Annotated in this window: 10 protein-coding genes and 4 pseudogenes; 9 read left to right on the forward strand and 5 right to left on the reverse strand. The window is 45.1% G+C overall.

Going from position 1 to position 22,072, the window contains the following annotated elements:
* Positions 1–160: 160 nt before the first annotated feature.
* Together K6969_RS08005 and tnpC are read left to right on the forward strand one after the other, a co-directional pair.
* Positions 161–367: a hypothetical protein gene (locus tag K6969_RS08005; protein ID WP_029944157.1), complete on the forward strand. Its 207-nt coding sequence runs from the start codon at positions 161–163 to the stop codon at positions 365–367.
* A pseudogene (tnpC, locus tag K6969_RS08010) lies at positions 321–1,710 on the forward strand (IS66 family transposase). Before K6969_RS08005 ends, tnpC begins: the two are co-directional and overlap by 47 nt.
* Before the next feature lie 386 nt (positions 1,711–2,096).
* Here tnpC and K6969_RS08015 read toward each other — a convergent pair.
* Positions 2,097–3,123: pseudogene (locus K6969_RS08015) on the reverse strand (IS630 family transposase).
* A gap of 201 nt (positions 3,124–3,324) precedes the next feature.
* Here K6969_RS08015 and K6969_RS08020 point away from each other — a divergent pair.
* From K6969_RS08020 to K6969_RS08035, 4 genes are read left to right on the forward strand one after another with little or no spacing between them, the layout of a single operon-like run.
* Entirely contained in the window at positions 3,325–3,510 is a 186-nt protein-coding gene (locus tag K6969_RS08020) for a hypothetical protein (RefSeq protein WP_029188188.1), read from the forward strand.
* A complete protein-coding gene (gene tnpB / locus K6969_RS08025; RefSeq protein ID WP_029188189.1) occupies positions 3,491–3,841 on the forward strand; it encodes an IS66 family insertion sequence element accessory protein TnpB in 351 nt (116 codons plus the stop codon). Before K6969_RS08020 ends, tnpB begins: the two co-directional genes overlap by 20 nt.
* A gap of 50 nt (positions 3,842–3,891) precedes the next feature.
* The gene (locus K6969_RS08030; protein ID WP_029178852.1) at positions 3,892–4,098 is read left to right on the forward strand and encodes a transposase; all 207 of its coding nucleotides are present in this window, start codon (positions 3,892–3,894) and stop codon (positions 4,096–4,098) included.
* On the forward strand, positions 4,052–5,404 hold the full coding sequence (locus K6969_RS08035) for an IS66-like element short variant transposase (RefSeq protein WP_029943010.1): 1,353 nt from the start codon (positions 4,052–4,054) through the stop codon (positions 5,402–5,404). The genes K6969_RS08030 and K6969_RS08035 overlap by 47 nt, the downstream gene beginning before the upstream one ends.
* Positions 5,405–5,743: 339 nt before the next feature.
* Here K6969_RS08035 and K6969_RS12375 read toward each other — a convergent pair whose 3' ends face one another.
* The gene (locus tag K6969_RS12375) at positions 5,744–6,040 is read right to left on the reverse strand and encodes an LPXTG cell wall anchor domain-containing protein (protein WP_024378767.1); all 297 of its coding nucleotides are present in this window, start codon (positions 6,038–6,040) and stop codon (positions 5,744–5,746) included.
* Here K6969_RS12375 and K6969_RS12380 point away from each other — a divergent pair.
* Both K6969_RS12380 and K6969_RS08045 read left to right on the forward strand, forming a co-directional pair.
* Entirely contained in the window at positions 6,039–13,682 is a 7,644-nt protein-coding gene (locus K6969_RS12380; protein WP_414820579.1) for a hypothetical protein, read from the forward strand. The two genes, K6969_RS12375 and K6969_RS12380, sit on opposite strands and share 2 nt — an antisense overlap.
* A gap of 4,176 nt (positions 13,683–17,858) precedes the next feature.
* A complete protein-coding gene (locus K6969_RS08045) occupies positions 17,859–18,140 on the forward strand; it encodes a hypothetical protein (RefSeq protein WP_170238428.1) in 282 nt (93 codons plus the stop codon).
* A 143-nt stretch (positions 18,141–18,283) separates the two neighbouring features.
* Here the strand turns inward: K6969_RS08045 and K6969_RS12385 are convergent.
* Positions 18,284–18,475 (reverse strand): annotated as a pseudogene (locus K6969_RS12385) (KxYKxGKxW signal peptide domain-containing protein); the annotation flags it as partial.
* Between the two features lie 423 nt (positions 18,476–18,898).
* On the opposite strand from K6969_RS12385, the pseudogene K6969_RS08050 reads away from it, so the two are divergent.
* Positions 18,899–19,548 (forward strand): annotated as a pseudogene (locus tag K6969_RS08050) (HAD family hydrolase).
* Between the two features lie 30 nt (positions 19,549–19,578).
* On the opposite strand, the gene serB reads toward K6969_RS08050, so the two are convergent.
* Together serB and ezrA are read right to left on the reverse strand one after the other, a co-directional pair.
* A complete protein-coding gene (gene serB / locus K6969_RS08055) occupies positions 19,579–20,214 on the reverse strand; it encodes a phosphoserine phosphatase SerB (protein WP_029173714.1) in 636 nt (211 codons plus the stop codon).
* Between the two features lie 51 nt (positions 20,215–20,265).
* Complete coding sequence (gene ezrA, locus K6969_RS08060) at positions 20,266–21,990, reverse strand: septation ring formation regulator EzrA (protein ID WP_029173713.1); 1,725 nt, start codon at positions 21,988–21,990, stop codon at positions 20,266–20,268.
* Between the last annotated feature and the right edge of the window lie 82 nt (positions 21,991–22,072).

Genomic DNA, 22,072 nt, shown 5'->3' on the forward strand with positions numbered 1-22,072 from the left:
CTCCTTTATATTATAGTTATTTGAATTAGGAAAAGGACAGTTTTAAGTTATAGTGTTAATAACCCACTCCTAAAATAACTTTAGAGTTCTCAAATTGACAAACTTAGATATATGTCCTGTTTCTAATTCACTCTACTATAAAAGAAGGAGGATCGAGCGTATGGATGAGTTATTGGCAATTATTAAACAACAGACCTCAACGATTGAACAACTTACCAATGAGCTAACCCTCCTTCGAGAACAGGTTGACTATCTGAGGCAGAAACTCTACGGAAAATCATCAAAGAAAGTTGTGTATCAACCCGGTCAGCTGAGCTTGTTTGGGGAGGAAAGCCTCCCTGAAGAAGAAGCTGACTTACCCAGTTGAAACAGAAACGATTACTTATAAACGCAAGAAAGCTAAGGGAGTTCGTCAGGCTATTTTTAGTCAATTCACTCCAGAGATTGTTCATCACGAATTGCAGGGCGAAGACTGCACTTGTCCAGACTGTCATGGACAGTTGAAAGAGATTGGTTCTACTGTTCAACGACAAGAGTTGGTCTTCATTCCCGCATAATTAAAGCGGATTGACCATGTTCAACACGCATACAAGTGTCAGGCATGTAGTCAGAAGAATCTAAGCGATAAGATTATTAAGGCTTCCGTTCCTAAGGCACCTTTGGCACACAGCTTGGGTTCAGCTTCAATCATCGCCCACACCATTCACCATAAATTCAATCTGAAGGTGCCTAATTACCGTCAGGAAGAGGACTAGCACAAGCTTGGTCTGCCCATCAGTCGGAAGGAAATAGCCAACTGGCACATCAAGTCTAGTCAATATTATTTCGAGCCGATTTATGACCTGTTGCACGAGAAATTGTTGGAGCAGCCTGTTCTCCATGCGGATGAGACCTCCTACAAGGTCTTAGAAAATGATAGCCAATTGACCTTCTACTGGACATTCTTATCTGGGAAGCATGAGAAAAAGGGCATCACCCTCTATCATCATGACAAACGACGGAGTGGCTTGGTTGTGGAAGAATTTCTAGGGGATTATGCGGGCTACGTACATTGTGACATGTGGAGTGCTTATCGGCAATTAGACAAGGCTCAGCTGGTTGGTTGTTGGGCTCATGTTAGACGAAAGTTCTTTGAGGCGACTCCTAAGAAGACAGACAAGACTTCTTTAGGAGCTACGGGTTTAGCCTATTGCGACCGCCTGTTTGCCTTGGAGAGTGACTGGGCTGACTTGTCTAGCGAGGAGCGACTGCATAAACGACAAACAGAGTTGGCTCCCTTGATGGATGAGTTCTTTGACTGGTGTCGCAATCAGGCCGTCTTACCAGGTTCCAAATTGGGGACTGCAATAGAGTATAGCCTCAACTACGAAGCCACATTCCGAACCGTTCTCTCGGACGGTAACTTAGTCCTGTCCAATAATATGGGTGAGAGGGCAATGAAGACCTTGGTGATGGGCGTAGTAAAACAGTCTGGGAATAGACTGTTTCAGCCTGAGCCTAGAAACGAAAAAGCGAAGGTGGCTGTTTTCTCAGAGCTTTGAGGGAGCCAAGTCAACAGCTATCATTCTGAGTCTTTTGGAAACAGCCAAGAGAAACGGACTTGATGCAGAGAAATATATGACCTATCTTCTAGAACACTTACCTAACGAGGAGACGCTCGCAAAAAAAGAGGTGCTAGAGGCCTATTTGCCGTGGGATAAAAAAAATTAAGAGAGCATGTAAATAGAAAAGGGTTCCAGAGTCGACAGGACTTTGGAGCCTTTTTCAATATACCTTGTTATTGGGCGGTTACGAAGAATTGATACTCATTTAAAATCAAAATTAGCTATCTACTAATCAAATTGAATATAGAGAATTTTAAATTTGAAGTTTTCGAAAAGAGAATGGCTAGTCAAAATCTATGATTTCCAATCTGAACTTAGATATTGAAATTTTACACATAGAAATTGATATCAATATGCTATAGTTGAGTGAATTAGAAACAGGACATATCTAAGTTTGTCAATTTGAGAACTCCAAAGTTATTTTTAGGAGTGGGTTATTAACACTATAACTTAAAATTGTCCTTTTCCTAATTCAAAATACTATAATACTCATTAAAAATCAAAAAGCCTACTTGTCCATTCTCTATGTACAATCGACTTCAAATCAGACCAATGCAAGCCCTGAATAGTTGTTTGAAGCTGATCAATCACTGATTCTAATGTCTTAAAAACCCTATTTTTAAATCCTCGTTTCCGAATTTCTGCCCAAACTTGCTCAATAGGATTCATTTCAGGAGTGTAAGGTGGGATGAAAGTAAACCCGATATTATGCGGGATTTCTAATGCTTGTGCTTTATGCCAGACGGCATTATCCATAACCAATAAAAGATAATCGTTGGGATAAGCTAAGGATAGCTGGCGAAGAAACTCATTCATCCACTCAGTATTACAGCCCCCTGCTATCAGAAAAAATGATTCTCCTGTACGAGCATCTACTGCGCCATAACAATATCGGAATTCACGGATATGATGACTCGGAACAGACGGTCTAGTCCCCTTTGGTGTCCAACACTTCCCTTGCTTACTAATTCTTCCGAAACCAGCCTCATCTTAGAACATCAATCGTACTTTATTAAAGCGCTTTCTTATCTTCTTGAATATAGATTTTATTTTTAGACGCTAAAATCATATTTGCGTCTGCTTTTTTAGGATGTTCCGGGCGAGGAGTCACCTTGTGCCAGCCATGACGAGCCAAAAGAGAGTAAAACCCTACGCGAGTGGTGGTTTGTCCAACCAGTTTCTGATAAGCCTGATAGAGAGTTGCGATCGTGACATATTCACCAGTCAGCGCTCTTTCTAATTGATCTTTCAGAAATGCAGTTTCCTCTTCAAACGACAGATAAGCAGGATGCCTACCACCTCGTTTTTCTTGGAGGAGTATGTCGAGACCATGTTCTTTAAACTTCGCTAGACTTCGTTGAATCGTACTGATGTTACAGTCTAGCAATTCAGAAATCTCTTTGTAGGTCATTCCTTTTGAACGGAATAAGATAATTTGAAGCCGTTTATGGAATTTAGAAAACGAAGAATCTTTTAAAAGTTTTTTGAGTTGTTGTTCATCTTTATTGGTTAATTTCATAACACCATTATACTATGCTTTTTAATTTTTATCGAGTATAAGAGAGTATATAAATAGAAAAAGGTTCCAGAGTCGACAGGACTCTGGAGCCTTTTTCAATATACGGGGACCTCTAAAAAGTAACCGCCCAATAACAAGGTATCTATCCACCCACTCCCTCCTCCAGTATACTGTTAGAAAAACAAAACTGGAGGATTTATTATGTCACACCCCATCATTCCATTGACTGTTCCCCAATCTCGCCGCTTTGAGAAGCGAGGCAGAAACGATATTATGATGAAAATTCGTCTCGGAAAAGTGGAGCTCACAGTCTTTCACACTATCAATCAAGAAACACTAGAAACAATCTTAGATAAGGTACTGTTCTATGACCATCCAACTCAGTGATTTAGGTCAAGTTTACTTGGTCTGTGGAAAAACAGATATGCGTCAGGGAATTGATTCCCTGGCCTATCTTATCAAAAGTCAGTTCAACCTGGATCCCTTCTCCGGTCAGGTCTATCTCTTCTGCGGAGGTCGAAAAGACCGGTTCAAAGCTCTTTATTGGGATGGACAGGGATTTTGGTTATTGTATAAACGTTTTGAAAATGGGAAATTGACCTGGCCAAACAATGAAGAAGAGGTCAAGGCTCTAACTTCCGAGCAAGTCGACTGGCTCATGAAAGGATTTTCTATCATTCCAAAAATAAATGTTTCAAAAAGTCGTGATTTCTATTGAAATCATGGCTTTTCTTTGTGTATAATGAGATAAAAAGAAGGAGATTGGTTATGTCATCACTAGAAAAAATTATTGAAACACAGTCAAAAACGATAGAGATGATGGCTAATGAACTCACTCTCCTTCGAGAACAGGTTGACTATCTGAGACAGAAACTCTACGGAAAATCATCAGAGAAGGTCGTATATCAACCAGGTCAGCTGAGCTTGTTTGGGGAGGAAAGTCTCCCTGAAGAAGAAGCTGACTTACCCAGTTGAAACGGAGACCATCACCTATAAACGCAAGAAAGCTAAGGGAGTTCGTCAGGCTATTTTCAGCCAGTTCACTCCAGAGATTGTGCATCACGAATTGCAGGGCGAAGACTGCACTTGTCCAGACTGTCATGGTCAGCTGAAAGAGATTGGCTCAACTGTTCAACGACAAGAGTTGGTCTTCATTCCTGCACAATTAAAGCGGATTGACCATGTTCAACACGCATACAAGTGTCAGGCATGTAGTCAGAAGAATCTAAGCGATAAGATTATCAAGGCTCCTGTTCCTAAGGCACCTTTGGCACACAGCTTGGGTTCAGCCTCTATCATCGCTCACACCATTCACCAGAAATTCAATCTGAAGGTACCCAATTACCGTCAGGAAGAGGACTGGCATAAACTTGGCCTGCCCATCAGTCGGAAGGAAATAGCCAACTGGCACATCAAGTCTAGTCAGTATTATTTCGAGCCGATTTATAACCTGTTGCACGAGAAATTGTTGGAGCAGCCTATTCTTCATGCGGATGAGACTTCCTACAAGGTCTTAGAAAATGATAGCCAGTTGACCTACTACTGGACTTTCTTGTCTGGGAAACATGAGAAAAATGGAATTACCCTCTATCATCATGACAAACGACGGAGCGGCTTAGTTGTGGAGGAGTTTCTTGGGGACTATGCGGGCTACGTTCATTGTGACATGTGGAGTGCTTATCGTCAATTAGACAAGGCTCAGCTCGTTGGCTGTTGGGCTCATGTTAGACGAAAATTTTTTGAGGCGACTCCTAAGAAGACAGATAATACTTCTTTAGGAGCCAAGGGATTAGCCTATTGCGACCGCCTGTTTGCCTTGGAGAGTGACTGGGCTGACCTGTCTACTGAGGAACGGCTACATAAACGGCAGACAGAGTTAACTCCCTTGATGGACGAGTTCTTTGATTGGTGCCGTGAACAGGCTGTCTTGCCAGCTTCCAAATTGGGTACTGCAATAGAGTATAGCCTCAAATACGAAACCACCTTCCGAGCCGTTCTCTCGGACGGTGACCTAGTCCTGTCCAACAATATGGCTGAGAGGGCTATGAAGACCTTGGTGATGGGCAGAAAAAATTGGCTTTTTTCTCAGAGCTTTGAGGGAGCCAAGTCGACAGCTGTCATTTTGAGTCTTTTAGAAACAGCTAAGCGACACGGACTTGATGCAGAAAAATATATGACCTATCTTCTAGAACACTTACCTAATGAGGAGTCGCTCGCAAAAAAGGAGGTTTTAGAAGCCTATTTGCCATGGGATAAAAATATTAAGAGAGCTTGTAAATAGAAAAAGGTTCCAGAGTCGACAGGACTTTGGAGCCTTTTCAATATACCTTGTTATTGGGCGCTTACTCTAAAAACTCCCAAAATTGCGAATTTGGAGTTACGAAAACCTTGTTAAATCAACATTTTAAATTTTAGAAAATTAGTTTTTAGAGGTCCCCATACATTGTTATTGGGCGGTTACAATCCTTCTACCCAAAAAAGCTCTATAATGTCGTCAATGGTTGAAACCACTAGCGAATTATAGAGCTATTTTTGTATGTTCTTTTTAAGTTGGTCCTGACTAAAATTTGCCTACCTTATTTCAATCATCCTAGTTCCAACTACAGAACAACACATCGTACTAGATTTCATCGTCTTCTTGATCCTTCCGGCGACGTTTAGCTAGAAGCGCAAAGGCTCCGAGTAACATCGATGCACTCAACACACCTGCTGTTCCAGACTGTGTCTCACCTGTGTTAGGTAACTTCGTTGCATTCCGTTTTGCCGGTTTTGCAGTTTCAGATGTCATCGCAGACATACTTGCTGACGTGGACGCCGATGTACTTGCGCTAGTTGAGACACTTATGCTTGCTGACAACGATTGAGAGGTACTTATGGATTCAGATACCGATTGAATATCAATTTTTGGTAATTCCATGGAAGTACCACCAGCATTTGATACAATCCAAATCTCTGACGCACTTGTCGAGGCGGACGTACTTGCTGACGTTGAAGCAGACGTGCTTGCAGAGGTCGAGGCAGACGTGCTGGCACTCGTTGAGGCAGACGTGCTGGCGCTGGTTGAAGCACTTGTACTTGCACTTGTCGATGCGGAGGTACTTGCACTCATTGAAGCAGATGTGCTCGCGCTGGTTGAAGCACTTGTACTTGCACTTGTCGATGCAGACGTACTTGCGGACGTCGAGGCGGAGGTACTTGCCGAGGTTGAAGCACTTGTGCTTGCGCTTGTCGATGCAGACGTGCTTGCACTCGTTGATGCGGACGTCGAGGCGGACGTACTTGCCGACGTTGATGCGGACGTACTTGCACTCATTGAAGCAGATGTACTTGCGCTGGTTGAGGCAGACGTACTTGCCGACGTTGAAGCACTTGTACTTGCACTCATTGAAGCAGATGTACTTGCACTTGTTGAAGCAGACGTGCTTGCCGATGTTGATGCGGAGGTACTTGCACTTGTCGATGCAGACGTACTTGCGGACGTCGAGGCGGATGTACTTGCCGAGGTTGAAGCACTTGTGCTTGCGCTTGTCGATGCAGACGTGCTTGCACTCGTTGATGCGGACGTCGAGGCGGACGTCGAGGCGGACGTACTTGCCGACGTTGATGCGGACGTACTTGCACTCATTGAAGCAGATGTACTTGCGCTGGTTGAGGCAGACGTGCTGGCGCTGGTTGAAGCACTTGTACTTGCACTTGTCGATGCGGAGGTACTTGCACTCATTGAAGCAGATGTGCTCGCGCTGGTTGAAGCACTTGTACTTGCACTTGTCGAGGCAGACGTACTTGCGGACGTCGAGGCGGAGGTACTTGCACTCATTGAAGCAGATGTGCTCGCGCTGGTTGAAGCACTTGTACTTGCACTTGTCGATGCAGACGTGCTTGCACTCGTTGAGGCAGACGTGCTGGCGCTGGTTGAGGCGGAGGTACTTGCACTTGTTGAGGCGGACGTACTTGCACTTGTCGATGCAGACGTACTTGCGCTAGTCGATGCGGACGTACTTGCTGATGTTGATGCGGACGTACTTGCTGACGTTGAAGCACTTGTACTTGCACTTGTTGAGGCGGACGTACTTGCCGACGTTGAAGCACTTGTACTTGCGCTGGTTGATGCGGACGTGCTTGCCGAGGTTGATGCGGACGTACTTGCGCTGGTTGAAGCACTTGTACTTGCACTTGTTGAAGCACTTGTGCTTGCCGAGGTTGAAGCGGAGGTACTTGCCGACGTTGATGCGGAGGTACTTGCCGATGTTGAAGCACTTGTACTTGCACTTGTCGATGCAGACGTGCTTGCACTCGTTGAGGCAGACGTGCTGGCGCTGGTTGAAGCACTTGTACTTGCACTTGTCGATGCGGAGGTACTTGCACTCATTGAAGCAGATGTGCTCGCGCTGGTTGAAGCACTTGTACTTGCACTTGTCGATGCAGACGTACTTGCGGACGTCGAGGCGGAGGTACTTGCCGAGGTTGAAGCACTTGTGCTTGCGCTTGTCGATGCAGACGTGCTTGCACTCGTTGATGCGGACGTCGAGGCGGACGTACTTGCCGACGTTGATGCGGACGTACTTGCACTCATTGAAGCAGATGTACTTGCGCTGGTTGAGGCAGACGTACTTGCCGACGTTGATGCACTTGTACTTGCACTCATTGAAGCAGATGTACTTGCGCTGGTTGAGGCAGACGTACTTGCCGACGTTGAAGCGGACGTTGATGCGGACGTACTTGCACTCATTGAAGCAGATGTACTTGCACTTGTTGAAGCAGACGTGCTTGCCGATGTTGAGGCGGAGGTACTTGCACTTGTCGATGCGGATGTACTTGCACTCATTGAAGCAGATGTGCTCGCGCTGGTTGAAGCACTTGTACTTGCACTTGTCGATGCAGACGTGCTTGCACTCGTTGAGGCAGACGTGCTGGCGCTGGTTGAAGCACTTGTACTTGCACTTGTCGATGCGGAGGTACTTGCACTCATTGAAGCAGATGTGCTCGCGCTGGTTGAAGCACTTGTACTTGCACTTGTCGATGCAGACGTACTTGCGGACGTCGAGGCGGAGGTACTTGCACTCATTGAAGCAGATGTGCTCGCGCTGGTTGAAGCACTTGTACTTGCACTTGTCGATGCAGACGTGCTTGCACTCGTTGAGGCAGACGTGCTGGCGCTGGTTGAAGCACTTGTACTTGCACTTGTCGATGCAGACGTACTTGCACTCATTGAAGCAGATGTGCTCGCGCTGGTTGAAGCACTTGTACTTGCACTTGTCGAGGCGGACGTACTTGCACTCATTGAAGCAGATGTACTTGCGCTGGTTGAGGCAGACGTACTTGCCGACGTTGAAGCACTTGTACTTGCACTCATTGAAGCAGATGTACTTGCGCTGGTTGAGGCAGACGTACTTGCCGACGTTGAAGCACTTGTACTTGCACTCATTGAAGCAGATGTGCTCGCGCTGGTTGAAGCACTTGTACTTGCACTTGTCGATGCAGACGTACTTGCACTCATTGAAGCAGATGTGCTCGCGCTGGTTGAAGCACTTGTACTTGCACTTGTCGATGCAGACGTACTTGCGGACGTCGAGGCGGAGGTACTTGCACTCATTGAAGCAGATGTGCTCGCGCTGGTTGAAGCACTTGTACTTGCACTTGTCGATGCAGACGTGCTTGCACTCGTTGAGGCAGACGTGCTGGCGCTGGTTGAAGCACTTGTACTTGCACTTGTCGATGCGGAGGTACTTGCACTCATTGAAGCAGATGTGCTCGCGCTGGTTGAAGCACTTGTACTTGCACTTGTCGATGCAGACGTACTTGCGGACGTCGAGGCGGAGGTACTTGCCGAGGTTGAAGCACTTGTGCTTGCACTCGTTGATGCGGACGTCGAGGCGGACGTCGAGGCGGACGTACTTGCCGACGTTGATGCGGACGTACTTGCACTCATTGAAGCAGATGTACTTGCGCTGGTTGAGGCAGACGTACTTGCCGACGTTGAAGCACTTGTACTTGCACTCATTGAAGCAGATGTACTTGCACTTGTTGAAGCAGACGTGCTTGCCGATGTTGAGGCGGAGGTACTTGCACTTGTCGATGCGGATGTACTTGCACTCATTGAAGCAGATGTGCTCGCGCTGGTTGAAGCACTTGTACTTGCACTTGTCGATGCAGACGTGCTTGCACTCGTTGAGGCAGACGTGCTGGCGCTGGTTGAAGCACTTGTACTTGCACTTGTCGATGCGGAGGTACTTGCACTCATTGAAGCAGATGTGCTCGCGCTGGTTGAAGCACTTGTACTTGCACTTGTCGATGCAGACGTACTTGCGGACGTCGAGGCGGAGGTACTTGCCGAGGTTGAAGCACTTGTGCTTGCGCTTGTCGATGCAGACGTGCTTGCACTCGTTGATGCGGACGTCGAGGCGGACGTACTTGCCGACGTTGATGCGGACGTACTTGCACTCATTGAAGCAGATGTACTTGCGCTGGTTGAGGCAGACGTACTTGCCGACGTTGATGCACTTGTACTTGCACTCATTGAAGCAGATGTACTTGCGCTGGTTGAGGCAGACGTACTTGCCGACGTTGAAGCGGACGTTGATGCGGACGTACTTGCACTCATTGAAGCAGATGTACTTGCACTTGTTGAAGCAGACGTGCTTGCCGATGTTGAGGCGGAGGTACTTGCACTTGTCGATGCGGATGTACTTGCACTCATTGAAGCAGATGTGCTCGCGCTGGTTGAAGCACTTGTACTTGCACTTGTCGATGCAGACGTGCTTGCACTCGTTGAGGCAGACGTGCTGGCGCTGGTTGAAGCACTTGTACTTGCACTTGTCGATGCGGAGGTACTTGCACTCATTGAAGCAGATGTGCTCGCGCTGGTTGAAGCACTTGTACTTGCACTTGTCGATGCAGACGTGCTTGCACTCGTTGAGGCAGACGTGCTGGCGCTGGTTGAAGCACTTGTACTTGCACTTGTCGATGCAGACGTACTTGCACTCATTGAAGCAGATGTGCTCGCGCTGGTTGAAGCACTTGTACTTGCACTTGTCGAGGCGGACGTACTTGCACTCATTGAAGCAGATGTACTTGCGCTGGTTGAGGCAGACGTACTTGCCGACGTTGAAGCACTTGTACTTGCACTCATTGAAGCAGATGTACTTGCGCTGGTTGAGGCAGACGTACTTGCCGACGTTGAAGCACTTGTACTTGCACTCATTGAAGCAGATGTGCTCGCGCTGGTTGAAGCACTTGTACTTGCACTTGTCGATGCAGACGTACTTGCACTCATTGAAGCAGATGTGCTCGCGCTGGTTGAAGCACTTGTACTTGCACTTGTCGATGCAGACGTACTTGCGGACGTCGAGGCGGAGGTACTTGCACTCATTGAAGCAGATGTGCTCGCGCTGGTTGAAGCACTTGTACTTGCACTTGTCGATGCAGACGTGCTTGCACTCGTTGAGGCAGACGTGCTGGCGCTGGTTGAAGCACTTGTACTTGCACTTGTCGATGCGGAGGTACTTGCACTCATTGAAGCAGATGTGCTCGCGCTGGTTGAAGCACTTGTACTTGCACTTGTCGATGCAGACGTACTTGCGGACGTCGAGGCGGAGGTACTTGCCGAGGTTGAAGCACTTGTGCTTGCACTCGTTGATGCGGACGTCGAGGCGGACGTCGAGGCGGACGTACTTGCCGACGTTGATGCGGACGTACTTGCACTCATTGAAGCGGACGTACTTGCACTCATTGAAGCAGATGTACTTGCGCTGGTTGAGGCAGACGTACTTGCCGACGTTGAAGCACTTGTACTTGCACTCATTGAAGCAGATGTACTTGCACTTGTTGAAGCAGACGTGCTTGCCGATGTTGATGCGGAGGTACTTGCACTTGTCGATGCAGACGTACTTGCGGACGTCGAGGCGGATGTACTTGCCGAGGTTGAAGCACTTGTGCTTGCGCTTGTCGATGCAGACGTGCTTGCACTCGTTGATGCGGACGTCGAGGCGGACGTCGAGGCGGACGTACTTGCCGACGTTGATGCGGACGTACTTGCACTCATTGAAGCAGATGTACTTGCGCTGGTTGAGGCAGACGTACTTGCCGACGTTGAAGCACTTGTACTTGCACTCATTGAAGCAGATGTACTTGCACTTGTTGAAGCAGACGTGCTTGCCGATGTTGAGGCGGAGGTACTTGCACTTGTCGATGCGGATGTACTTGCACTCATTGAAGCAGATGTGCTCGCGCTGGTTGAAGCACTTGTACTTGCACTTGTCGATGCGGAGGTACTTGCACTCATTGAAGCAGATGTGCTCGCGCTGGTTGAAGCACTTGTACTTGCACTTGTCGATGCAGACGTACTTGCGGACGTCGAGGCGGAGGTACTTGCACTCATTGAAGCAGATGTGCTCGCGCTGGTTGAAGCACTTGTACTTGCACTTGTCGAGGCAGACGTGCTTGCACTCGTTGAGGCAGACGTGCTGGCGCTGGTTGAAGCACTTGTACTTGCACTTGTCGATGCAGACGTACTTGCACTCATTGAAGCAGATGTGCTCGCGCTGGTTGAAGCACTTGTACTTGCACTTGTCGAGGCGGACGTACTTGCACTCATTGAAGCAGATGTACTTGCGCTGGTTGAGGCAGACGTACTTGCCGACGTTGAAGCACTTGTACTTGCACTCATTGAAGCAGATGTACTTGCGCTGGTTGAGGCAGACGTACTTGCCGACGTTGAAGCACTTGTACTTGCACTCATTGAAGCAGATGTGCTCGCGCTGGTTGAAGCACTTGTACTTGCACTTGTCGATGCAGACGTACTTGCACTCATTGAAGCAGATGTGCTCGCGCTGGTTGAAGCACTTGTACTTGCACTTGTCGATGCAGACGTACTTGCGGACGTCGAGGCGGAGGTACTTGCACTCATTGAAGCAGATGTGCTCGCGCTGGTTGAAGCACTTGTACTTGCACTTGTCGATGCAGACGTGCTTGCACTCGTTGAGGCAGACGTGCTGGCGCTGGTTGAAGCACTTGTACTTGCACTTGTCGATGCGGAGGTACTTGCACTCATTGAAGCAGATGTGCTCGCGCTGGTTGAAGCACTTGTACTTGCACTTGTCGATGCAGACGTACTTGCGGACGTCGAGGCGGAGGTACTTGCACTCATTGAAGCAGATGTGCTCGCGCTGGTTGAAGCACTTGTACTTGCACTTGTCGATGCAGACGTGCTTGCACTCGTTGAGGCAGACGTGCTGGCGCTGGTTGAAGCACTTGTACTTGCACTTGTCGATGCGGAGGTACTTGCACTCATTGAAGCAGATGTGCTCGCGCTGGTTGAAGCACTTGTACTTGCACTTGTCGATGCAGACGTACTTGCGGACGTCGAGGCGGAGGTACTTGCACTCATTGAAGCAGATGTGCTCGCGCTGGTTGAAGCACTTGTACTTGCACTTGTCGATGCAGACGTGCTTGCACTCGTTGAGGCAGACGTGCTGGCGCTGGTTGAAGCACTTGTACTTGCACTTGTCGATGCGGAGGTACTTGCACTCATTGAAGCAGATGTGCTCGCGCTGGTTGAAGCACTTGTACTTGCACTTGTCGATGCAGACGTACTTGCCGACGTCGAGGCGGAGGTACTTGCCGAGGTTGAAGCACTTGTGCTTGCGCTTGTCGATGCAGACGTGCTTGCACTCGTTGATGCGGACGTCGAGGCGGACGTACTTGCCGACGTTGATGCGGACGTACTTGCACTCATTGAAGCAGATGTACTTGCGCTGGTTGAGGCAGACGTGCTTGCACTCGTTGAGGCAGACGTGCTGGCGCTGGTTGAAGCACTTGTACTTGCACTTGTCGATGCGGAGGTACTTGCACTCATTGAAGCAGATGTGCTCGCGCTGGTTGAAGCACTTGTACTTGCACTTGTCGATGCAGACGTACTTGCACTCATTGAAGCAGATGTGCTCGCGCTGGTTGAAGCACTTGTACTTGCACTTGTCGATGCAGACGTACTTGCGGACGTCGAGGCGGAGGTACTTGCCGAGGTTGAAGCACTTGTGCTTGCGCTTGTCGATGCAGACGTGCTTGCACTCGTTGATGCGGACGTCGAGGCGGACGTACTTGCCGACGTTGATGCGGACGTACTTGCACTCATTGAAGCAGATGTACTTGCGCTGGTTGAGGCAGACGTACTTGCCGACGTTGAAGCACTTGTACTTGCACTCATTGAAGCAGATGTACTTGCACTTGTTGAAGCAGACGTGCTTGCCGATGTTGAGGCGGAGGTACTTGCACTTGTCGATGCGGATGTACTTGCACTCATTGAAGCAGATGTACTTGCGCTGGTTGATGCGGAGGTACTTGCCGATGTTGAAGCACTTGTGCTTGCGCTAGTCGATGCGGACGTGCTGGCGCTGGTTGAAGCTGACGTACTTGCTGACGTTGAAGCTGACGTACTTGCCGACGTTGAGGCGGACGTGCTGGCTGACGTTGAAGCTGAGGTGCTTGCCGATGTTGAGGCACTAACGGAGGCTGATAAACTTGCCGATTCTGAGACAGATTTCTTATCCGTCACTGTTAACTGATAAGATTTCTCTGTTTTAGCTCCATGAGAGTCTACAGCAGTGACGGTAACGGTATAAACTCCTGCTAATAGTGTGCCATTTGAAACGTTAGGATTTGTTCCTTCGTAGACAACCTTACCATTTTTGTTCACAACTTTATAGGTAACACTTTGTCTGACACTTGCTGCGTCTTCTGTATCTGTTACCGATATTCCAACCGAAATATCAATTGTAGGACTATCGTTGCGATCGACAGTGCGATTAGATGCTGTAATCGCTGGAGGTGTATTGTCCTTCACTGTCAATTGGAAGCTACTTGTCGTTGTCGTTCCAACACTATCCGTTGCTTCTACATTAACAGTATAAGTTCCTGCTGTTAATTCATTAACATTAATCAGAGCAGATTGTCCTTTTGGAGCTTGAATCGTTTTTAGAACAGCGCCATTTGCACCTTTAACTTTATAGGTAACCGTTGTTACATATGTATCAGTCGTACTTCTATCATCCTCTGTATCTGTTACTGTTGCGCCACGTGACAAGTCAACTGTAACTGGTGTAGCATCTGAACGCTTGATAACAGAAAGGTTGGTTTGGTTCGAAATAACTGGTGCTGCGTTGGTGTAGGTAATTGCTACTGTCACATCCGCATAGTTTCCTTGACTGTTTGTCATACGGACGGTTACTGTGTGTGATCCTTTTGTGAAACTATGTTTTGATTCATTAACAATCGAATAAGCTGAGATATCCAACAAACCGGATGCTGTTTTATCTGCTTCGCTCATATTACCAAATCCAGAAGCCTTCATAGCATTTAGCACAGCTTGCTTGATTTCATCATTTGTGTACTTGACAGCACCCGTAAATTCTTTACTCAAGCTCGCGCCTTGTGGATTGACCACAAGGATTCTCAAGTTGGCCGTTGTCGTATTCGGACCACCATTATTATCCGTACTGTTGTCCGATACTTGAACATGTCGAGTGTTTAGACCTGCTGCTCCTGTCCTGTACGTTCCAGTAATCTGCTCGTTGGCATTGACCGTCAAGCCTGTATTGCTTTCTTGAATTCGGAGACTTAGGTTGTTAATTCCTGTACCAGTATCTGATTTTTGATTGATGACATCTACTGGCGTGGTCAAGGCAACGCCATTGAAGACATATAAATCATTCGTTGTTAAGGTTGGAGCAGTCGTATCTACATACTTGAAGTTCACACGAACATCTTTATAGGTACCACTTGCTGTCTTCACACGAACTGTGACTGTATGGTATGGGCGATAACGATTTTGTGTATGGTTTGGATTGGCAATGACCTTAGCTGTCAAACCTGCTGCTGTTTTCTGGTCTGCATTTCCTGCCTGAACAGCGTTGATAGTAGCCTGAACAATCTCGGTGTCTGTATAGCGAGCACCTGTTACTTCACGATCTGCTAGTGAAATTTCACTCGCAACTTCCAATACGTACAAGGACAAGTCTTCTTGTGACGTACCTGCATTGTTCTGCGTATCCGTCGCTTTGACCTTACTTGTGTACAGATTTTTATCTGCTGTAGGAGTACCACTTATATAAATTGTTTTTGATGTGTTGCTTCCATCTGTCGTAACTGTCAGACCACGGGTCGCTTCTGTTCCATTGGTATCGACAATGGTTACAGCACCGATACCTGATGGGTCAGCTGCTGTACCGACCTGTAAACGTGTGCCTGCTGTCCCTGATAGCTGATTGAAATTAGAATCCGCTACTTTTACAGACTCATTCTTGAAGACGAATGCGCGGTTAGCTGTAACGTCTATAGACGGTACTGTTCTATCTACATAGTTGAAGTTTACTGTTACATCTTTATAAGTATTTGTAGATGTATAAACACGAACAACAGCTGTTTTTATACCAGCAGTTGGTGTTGCTTCACTACCAGTATTTGACAGTAAAACTTTACGGATGTTTGCCTGGTTTGCGTTGTTATATTGGCTAGCATTACCAAAGTCAACTGAAACAGCATCTAAAATGTTTTGTTCTGTAACACGCGTGAAAGTTGGTGACTGGATATCACGATCAGCAATTGTCGCTACAGACGTTCCAAGAATGACCAAATGGTATCTTGCATCCGTTGAGTTATAGGTTGTTGTATTAGATGGATTGGCTGTATCAGCAATCTTCAAGAAGTTTCCATACGAGCTTGCACCAGCACTTGCTGTACCACTTAGGTAAACCGTTTTTGAAGTAGTAGAACTTCCCTCGACAGTAACAGCCATTCCTCTACTATTGCTACTACCTGACGATCCCTGAACATCACTATTACTAGCTGCTGTGGTCGCAACTCCTGTCACATCTGTTACGGTCGCTAACCGAATCTTCGTGGAAACAGGATTTGTAGCAGTTGGACTTGATGGATTCAAAATTTTGACCGATTCACCATTAAAGACATAAATCTGTTGGCTAGATAGTTGAACAGTTGGTGCTTGTGTATCGGTGTAGTTAATCGTAACGTCTACTTCCTTATAGTTACCGCCTGTCAACGTCGCGCGAACACGTACTGTTTTTGTACCGACAGATGGGGCGTGGTCATAACCTGAAACAATCGTATAGTTCGCGATATTATCCAAGCCTGAATCAGTCAACCCTTCACCACCAGTAGCAGTATTTTTAACCAGATTTTTAATTGCTTCCTCAGTAACTTTTGTACCTGCTTCTGCAGGGAGGCTACCACCACTTACGTTAAAGGAACGAATAACAAATTGATTAGTTGAACTATTATTATAATTATCCGTAGCTCTCAATGTACGAGTGTAGCGTCCTATTCCTGTAGTAAATGTTTGTCCTATTGGAACAGTACCACTAGGATTTACTGTCAACCCACCATTATCATCTACTGTTGTGCTAACCGTTTGTCCTGCTGTATCAGACACAGTAGCAATACGAGTCGCAACCGTTGTTGCTGTATTGTTAAACACAAAAATCTGTGATGCAACATTTTCAATTTTTGGTGGGTAGTTGACAAGTATATTAGCTGTCGTACTAATTCCCTCACCTGTAGTTACTAATACTGAAACATTTTTTGTAACATTAGTTGGTGGCGGGGTGTCTTGTACAGTATAAGTCAAAGTTTTGGCAGGACTTGTACCATCGAAGAAACGACCAGAAGTCGTCCAACTACGTGCAATATTTTGAAGTTCAGTTTCTGTAGCTGTTTGACCAAATGCTTTGTTTATGTAACCACTTGGAACTGCGACTGCTGTTAAGCTGATACCCGATGCATTTCCTAAATAATTTCGATTCCAGGCCCCGTCCACAACAAATGGCCATCGTGAGAAATAGTCTTGTTCATGTGCTTCTAAATTGCTTCCCTTAAAGTTATTTGGAGCAATCATCGAACCTGCTGGCATGTACATTTCCCACTGGTTGCTTGTCCCTGATTTTTGACGAATCTGAAGAGTGACTGGACTACCATTAGCATCTACTAGCATACTATTCAAGTTCCCAAAATTATCATGTTTCCCTGAATCGCTAGTATAGGCAATTCCCCATCTTTGCCATGTGCTTGGATTCGATGCCTCTGTAACCGTTGCAAGAACAAGATCTTTTGATAACGGTTTATTGTAGAAAAAATAAACTTGACTAGGATAAGTCACGACAGGTCTTGTCGTATCCACTGCTCTTGTGCTCGTTCCTACCGCAGCACGTAACATGCCTGATGCAGCCTGAATCTGATTTATTCGACCAGTCAAGGAAATTGCTGCCTGACTAGCCTTTTTCGCCATCGCCTCTAATTCATCTTGGCTAACTGAAACAGAACTTCTCAACGCTGATGCTTCAGCTAAAACAGATTTAGCATTTTGCAATGCTGTTTGGTAACGTTGGTACCGTGTTGCAGTTGTCGTAGTTGCATCTATCTCTGGTACGGACAGTGCTTGATTCAAACTAGCCAAGGCATTGTCCAAATTTGCGTAATCCAAATTGTTTGGATTGACCTGTTGGCTCTGATTGACTAGAATAGCAGCTATTCTGCCAGTCTTCACTTCTGAGCTTGTAGCTGCGGTTTTCTGAGTAACCTTGTTCAAAAGTGCTAACCCTTGACCAACTTCAGTATTTCCTGATAGCACATCAAAAGAAGACTTGCCATTATCTTCAACAGTAATAAGACTGGACCTTGACTCAGTAGTAGTTGCAGTAGAACCACTTTCTTCTGAAACTTGACTTGAAATGGTTGTTTCAGCAGCCGCACTTGCAGATTTTTTAACATCACTTTCAGGATTCGAACCCACAGTAAACTTGCTGCCCAATACAGAGGCACTGGTCGACGAAGATTCGGAAGCTGAAGTACTTGCAGACTCTGAGGCACTGGTCGACGAAGATAGGCTGACCGATTCACTAGCACTACTGGACAATGATTGGCTAACCGATACATTTTGTTCTTGTTCTGTTGCCAGAGGAGGGCTTTCTTCTGAAATAACCTTTGTTGTAGTCGTTTCAACAACGACATGATCTTTATCAATAAGCGTATCCGTAGTTTCTTCAAGTTGTTGCTCTACTGCAGCTACTTGCTCCTCACCCAAAACAGATGTCATGACGGCCGCTCCCGTGACGGCTGCTCCAGAAACTAACATAGCCTTCAGGTACTGGTAGCGTTGACTTTCTAATCGCTCTGAACTATCTACAAGAGGCACTGAAACTGTTTCCTGTCCTTTTCCTCGAATAACACGCAAAAGACTGAGCTGAGACATGACAGTCCGAATCCAGTTTTTACCTGATTTATGCATTTTGACACGACTCTTACGTCCGACTTCATCAAAATCTTTGTTAAATCGTTTATGTTTCATTATGACTCCTAGTATATAAATTTAATTCCTAAAAATATATACTACATATCCTACGCAACTTACAAAGAGAACCTTAAAAAACATTGCATATATATATATATATCATAGGTACAATTACTTCATTCTACTATAATTGATAAAATATTTCAAACAAATTGCTTTTTGCTTCTTAGAAGCTATATTCACAAGTGAAGTGCTTGTATATAAGAAATATGGTGATTTCAATTAGAAAAAGGACAATCTTGAGTTATGCTGTCAGTAACCCGCTCCCACAATAACTTTAGGGTTCTCAAATTGATAAAATTAGGTGCATCCTATTCCTAATTCAATTTACTATATTAGTATAGCACGCTCCTATTCAGCTTTCAATAAATCTTTTCTGTTTTTCATCGTCTGTGTTATACTGAAAGAAAGGAGATAAGTATGTATCAAACTATATTATTTGACTTAGATGGAACTCTTACTGATTCTGGACAAGGAATCTTAAACTCCGTCGCCTACGCACTAGAAAAAATGGGAATTGAAGAACCAGATACAACCAATTTAAACCGATTCATCGGCCCGCCACTCTATGAATCTTTTTCACGATTCTACCAACTCAGCCCTGAAGATACACAAAGTGCAGTTGATGCTTTCCGTGTCTATTTTAAAGAAAAAGGAATGTTTGAAAATCAACTCTATCCTGGAATCATCCCTCTGCTTGAAGAATTGAAAACGGCTGGAAAAACACTAGTAATTGCTACCTCAAAGCCAGAAATATTTGCCAAACAGATTCTAGAACATTTTGGTATCGCTCACTACTTTGTTGTCATTGCCGGTGCTAGTCTGGATAGTAGTCGCATCAGTAAGGCGGACGTCATCGGCTATGCTATAATCAATTAGAAGCATTTCCAAAACATGCTGTGATGATTGGAGATAGGGAACATGACATTGAAGGAGCACGCAGGCACCAACTTCCCGCCATCGGTGTTCTTTACGGCTATGGGAACAAACAGGAATTTGAAAAGGCTGGGGCCACCATGATAGTCGAAACCATCCAAGATTTGAAAAGGATTTTACTGACAACAGAATAGAAGAAAAGCCAGCACTCAGCTGACTTCTCATTATTTACTATCTAAAATCTCTATTAGTTTATAGAGATTTTTTTCATTTATTTGGTAGGGCGCCTGTTCTTGGACAATCGGTTTAGCACAGAAAGCTACTCCAATTCCTGCTCGTTGAATCATTGGTAGATCATTTGCTCCATCCCCCATGGCAATCGTTTGAGATAGACTCAGCCCATTTTCTGCCGCCCATTCTTCTAAACATGCTTTTTTAGTATCTTTCGTTACAATTTCCCCCAACACTTGTCCAGTCAATACTCCATCTACTACTTCTAATCGATTAGCCCGAACATAGTCTAACTCTAACTGTGCAGCTAGTCGATCGACTGTTTCATGAAACCCGCCTGAAACTACTGCTACCTTATAGCCTCGCATTTTTAATTCTGAGACTAATTCTGCTGCTCCAGGCGTAAAGTGGATTTTTTTGATAATTCGATCAAACACAGAAACAGGCAGTCCCTTTAACAACGCCACACGTTCACGTAAGGCTTCCTCAAAATCCAATTCCCCACGCATAGCACGTTCGGTAATTACTGCAACTTGCGCTCCTAAACCGGCCTCTTCTCCAAGTAAATCTATTCCTTCTTCCAAAATTAATGTTGAATCAACATCCATAACTAATAATCCAGTTGTCATCTCCGATATTCCTTTCAAAGTATAAAAATAAAAAGCCAAATGGCTTTTTATCTAGTAGCGAATGGCTTCGCGAGTTTTTTCGTATGAACGTACAAAACGCTCTGTTACACCAGGTTCAACTGTTTCCAGAGCAAATGAAATTTCTTCAAATGCTGCTTGGTAATCAAAATCCTTTTCAAAAATTGATAATGAACGGTTGAATGCTTTTTGCACACTTTCATCGAATGAACGATAACGGTTAGAGTATTGTAGCAACTGCTCTGTTAAAGTCGCATTTTGCACAATCAAATACGCCAACTCTTCCAATTGATTCATATCATACGTTGCATTTTCCAACAAACGGTTAACAACTTCGATATTGATTCGTTTATAGTCTAACTCGGCAATCAAGGCTTCCACATGATCGCTCGTTCTAAAGAAGTTTGTTAAAAATTCAGCTGGAATTCCTGGAAGGTTGCGTTTTTCCATATAACGCTTAAGGGTATGCAATTTGTTGATATAAAGTGTAGATTTCTTACGCGCTGTGTTCTCTGACAATTCTTGTGATTTCAGATAGTCAGCTAAAACAAGCTGCTCCTCTTCGATTTCTTTCAAACTTGCCAATGAATGATCCAAACGCTCTTTCAAAATAGAATATGCAACTTGTGGATTTTCAATGTCTTCCACACTTTCTGTAACAACAATTTCAATCGATTCCAAACGAGCTTTAAGCTGATTGATACGTGAAAGTTTGCTATCTGCCAGCAAGTAAGTTGCGTTTAGGCGTTGGCTTTCCTCATCCAAGAGCTGTGTATTTTGGACAACATGCTCCAAGAATTTTGGCAAGTTTTTACTAATCTTAACAGCTTCCTTATTCGCTTCGATTTCACGATTGAAGACTTTATACAAATGATCAATTTTTGCTTGAATTCCCTCATTTTCAGCTTCTGCGGCATCCAAATCAAAGGAAACAATCAAAGCAGTATTTTCACGAATTGAAACGCGAATATTTTGGAACTGTGACTCGATGTTAGCTTCTGTGAACAAATAATTCTGCTCAACCAGTTTACGATAACCCGACTCCAAATCTTCCAATTGCTCTGGGAAATCTTTTGTAACTCGTTCAATCAAACTTGGAATGCGATCCATGATTTGATTGAGAGCAATCATATGCTCTTCAGCCTTATCAAGGATTTCAGAAGCTTCAATCGGGTCACCTGAGGAATTGAGCATCACAAATTCAGAAAACTCAACTTCAATATTTTTCAATTGTTTCTCAAGTTCTGGTAGTGTCTCACCGTAGCTATCTGGATTTTCACGAACAGCTTCCTGTAAACTATCGAACAAATTTAACGCATGTTTTACGCGACCAGAGTTTTTCTCTTCTTGCTCCTTCAACTCCATCAAACCATGACGGATAGAGGCGATGTCTTCTTCAATTAAATCAATTTGGCTGTCGATACTGTCGATAGCATTCTTTGCACTCACAAAGCGAAAGGCATTGTTATAACCTTCTGCCTCAAAGAGATGATTTTCAATGTCGGCAAATGAATTGAGCGACAAATCAATCCATTTTTGATTCCATTCACGGAATGACACCTGACTTTGACCAATCAAATGAAGTGCTTTGACAGCTTCGACTTCTTCATTAACTGGAAGGTTAAATAGCTCTTCCTTACGTTCTTCCAATGCAACCAAAAGGTTGTCATTTCGTTTACGAACAATCAGGCAAGCTACATAGGCAATGATTAAAATAATAACAATCGAAACGATTAAGATGATTGTTCCTGTAGGCATGTAAATCTCCTTAGCTCATAGTAATTACTAGAAAATATCGCTTAATTATACCATAAATCTCTAGTATATGCACTTGTTTTTT

Origin of the sequence: Streptococcus suis (assembly GCF_019856455.1) — a bacterium.
Lineage (GTDB): Bacteria > Bacillota > Bacilli > Lactobacillales > Streptococcaceae > Streptococcus > Streptococcus suis_AE.

What these genes read in the sequence shown, in the direction of transcription:
- K6969_RS08020 (WP_029188188.1), top strand. Translation starts at nt 3,325, where the DNA reads ATGTCACACCCCATCATTCCATTGACTGTTCCCCAATCTCGCCGCTTT.
- ezrA (WP_029173713.1), bottom strand. Translation starts at nt 21,990, where the DNA reads ATGCCTACAGGAACAATCATCTTAATCGTTTCGATTGTTATTATTTTA.
- K6969_RS08045 (WP_170238428.1), top strand. Translation starts at nt 17,859, where the DNA reads ATGGTTGTTTCAGCAGCCGCACTTGCAGATTTTTTAACATCACTTTCA.
- K6969_RS12380 (WP_414820579.1), top strand. Translation starts at nt 6,039, where the DNA reads ATGGAAGTACCACCAGCATTTGATACAATCCAAATCTCTGACGCACTT.
- tnpB (WP_029188189.1), top strand. Translation starts at nt 3,491, where the DNA reads ATGACCATCCAACTCAGTGATTTAGGTCAAGTTTACTTGGTCTGTGGA.
- K6969_RS08005 (WP_029944157.1), top strand. Translation starts at nt 161, where the DNA reads ATGGATGAGTTATTGGCAATTATTAAACAACAGACCTCAACGATTGAA.
- serB (WP_029173714.1), bottom strand. Translation starts at nt 20,214, where the DNA reads ATGACAACTGGATTATTAGTTATGGATGTTGATTCAACATTAATTTTG.
- K6969_RS12375 (WP_024378767.1), bottom strand. Translation starts at nt 6,040, where the DNA reads ATGGAATTACCAAAAATTGATATTCAATCGGTATCTGAATCCATAAGT.
- K6969_RS08030 (WP_029178852.1), top strand. Translation starts at nt 3,892, where the DNA reads ATGTCATCACTAGAAAAAATTATTGAAACACAGTCAAAAACGATAGAG.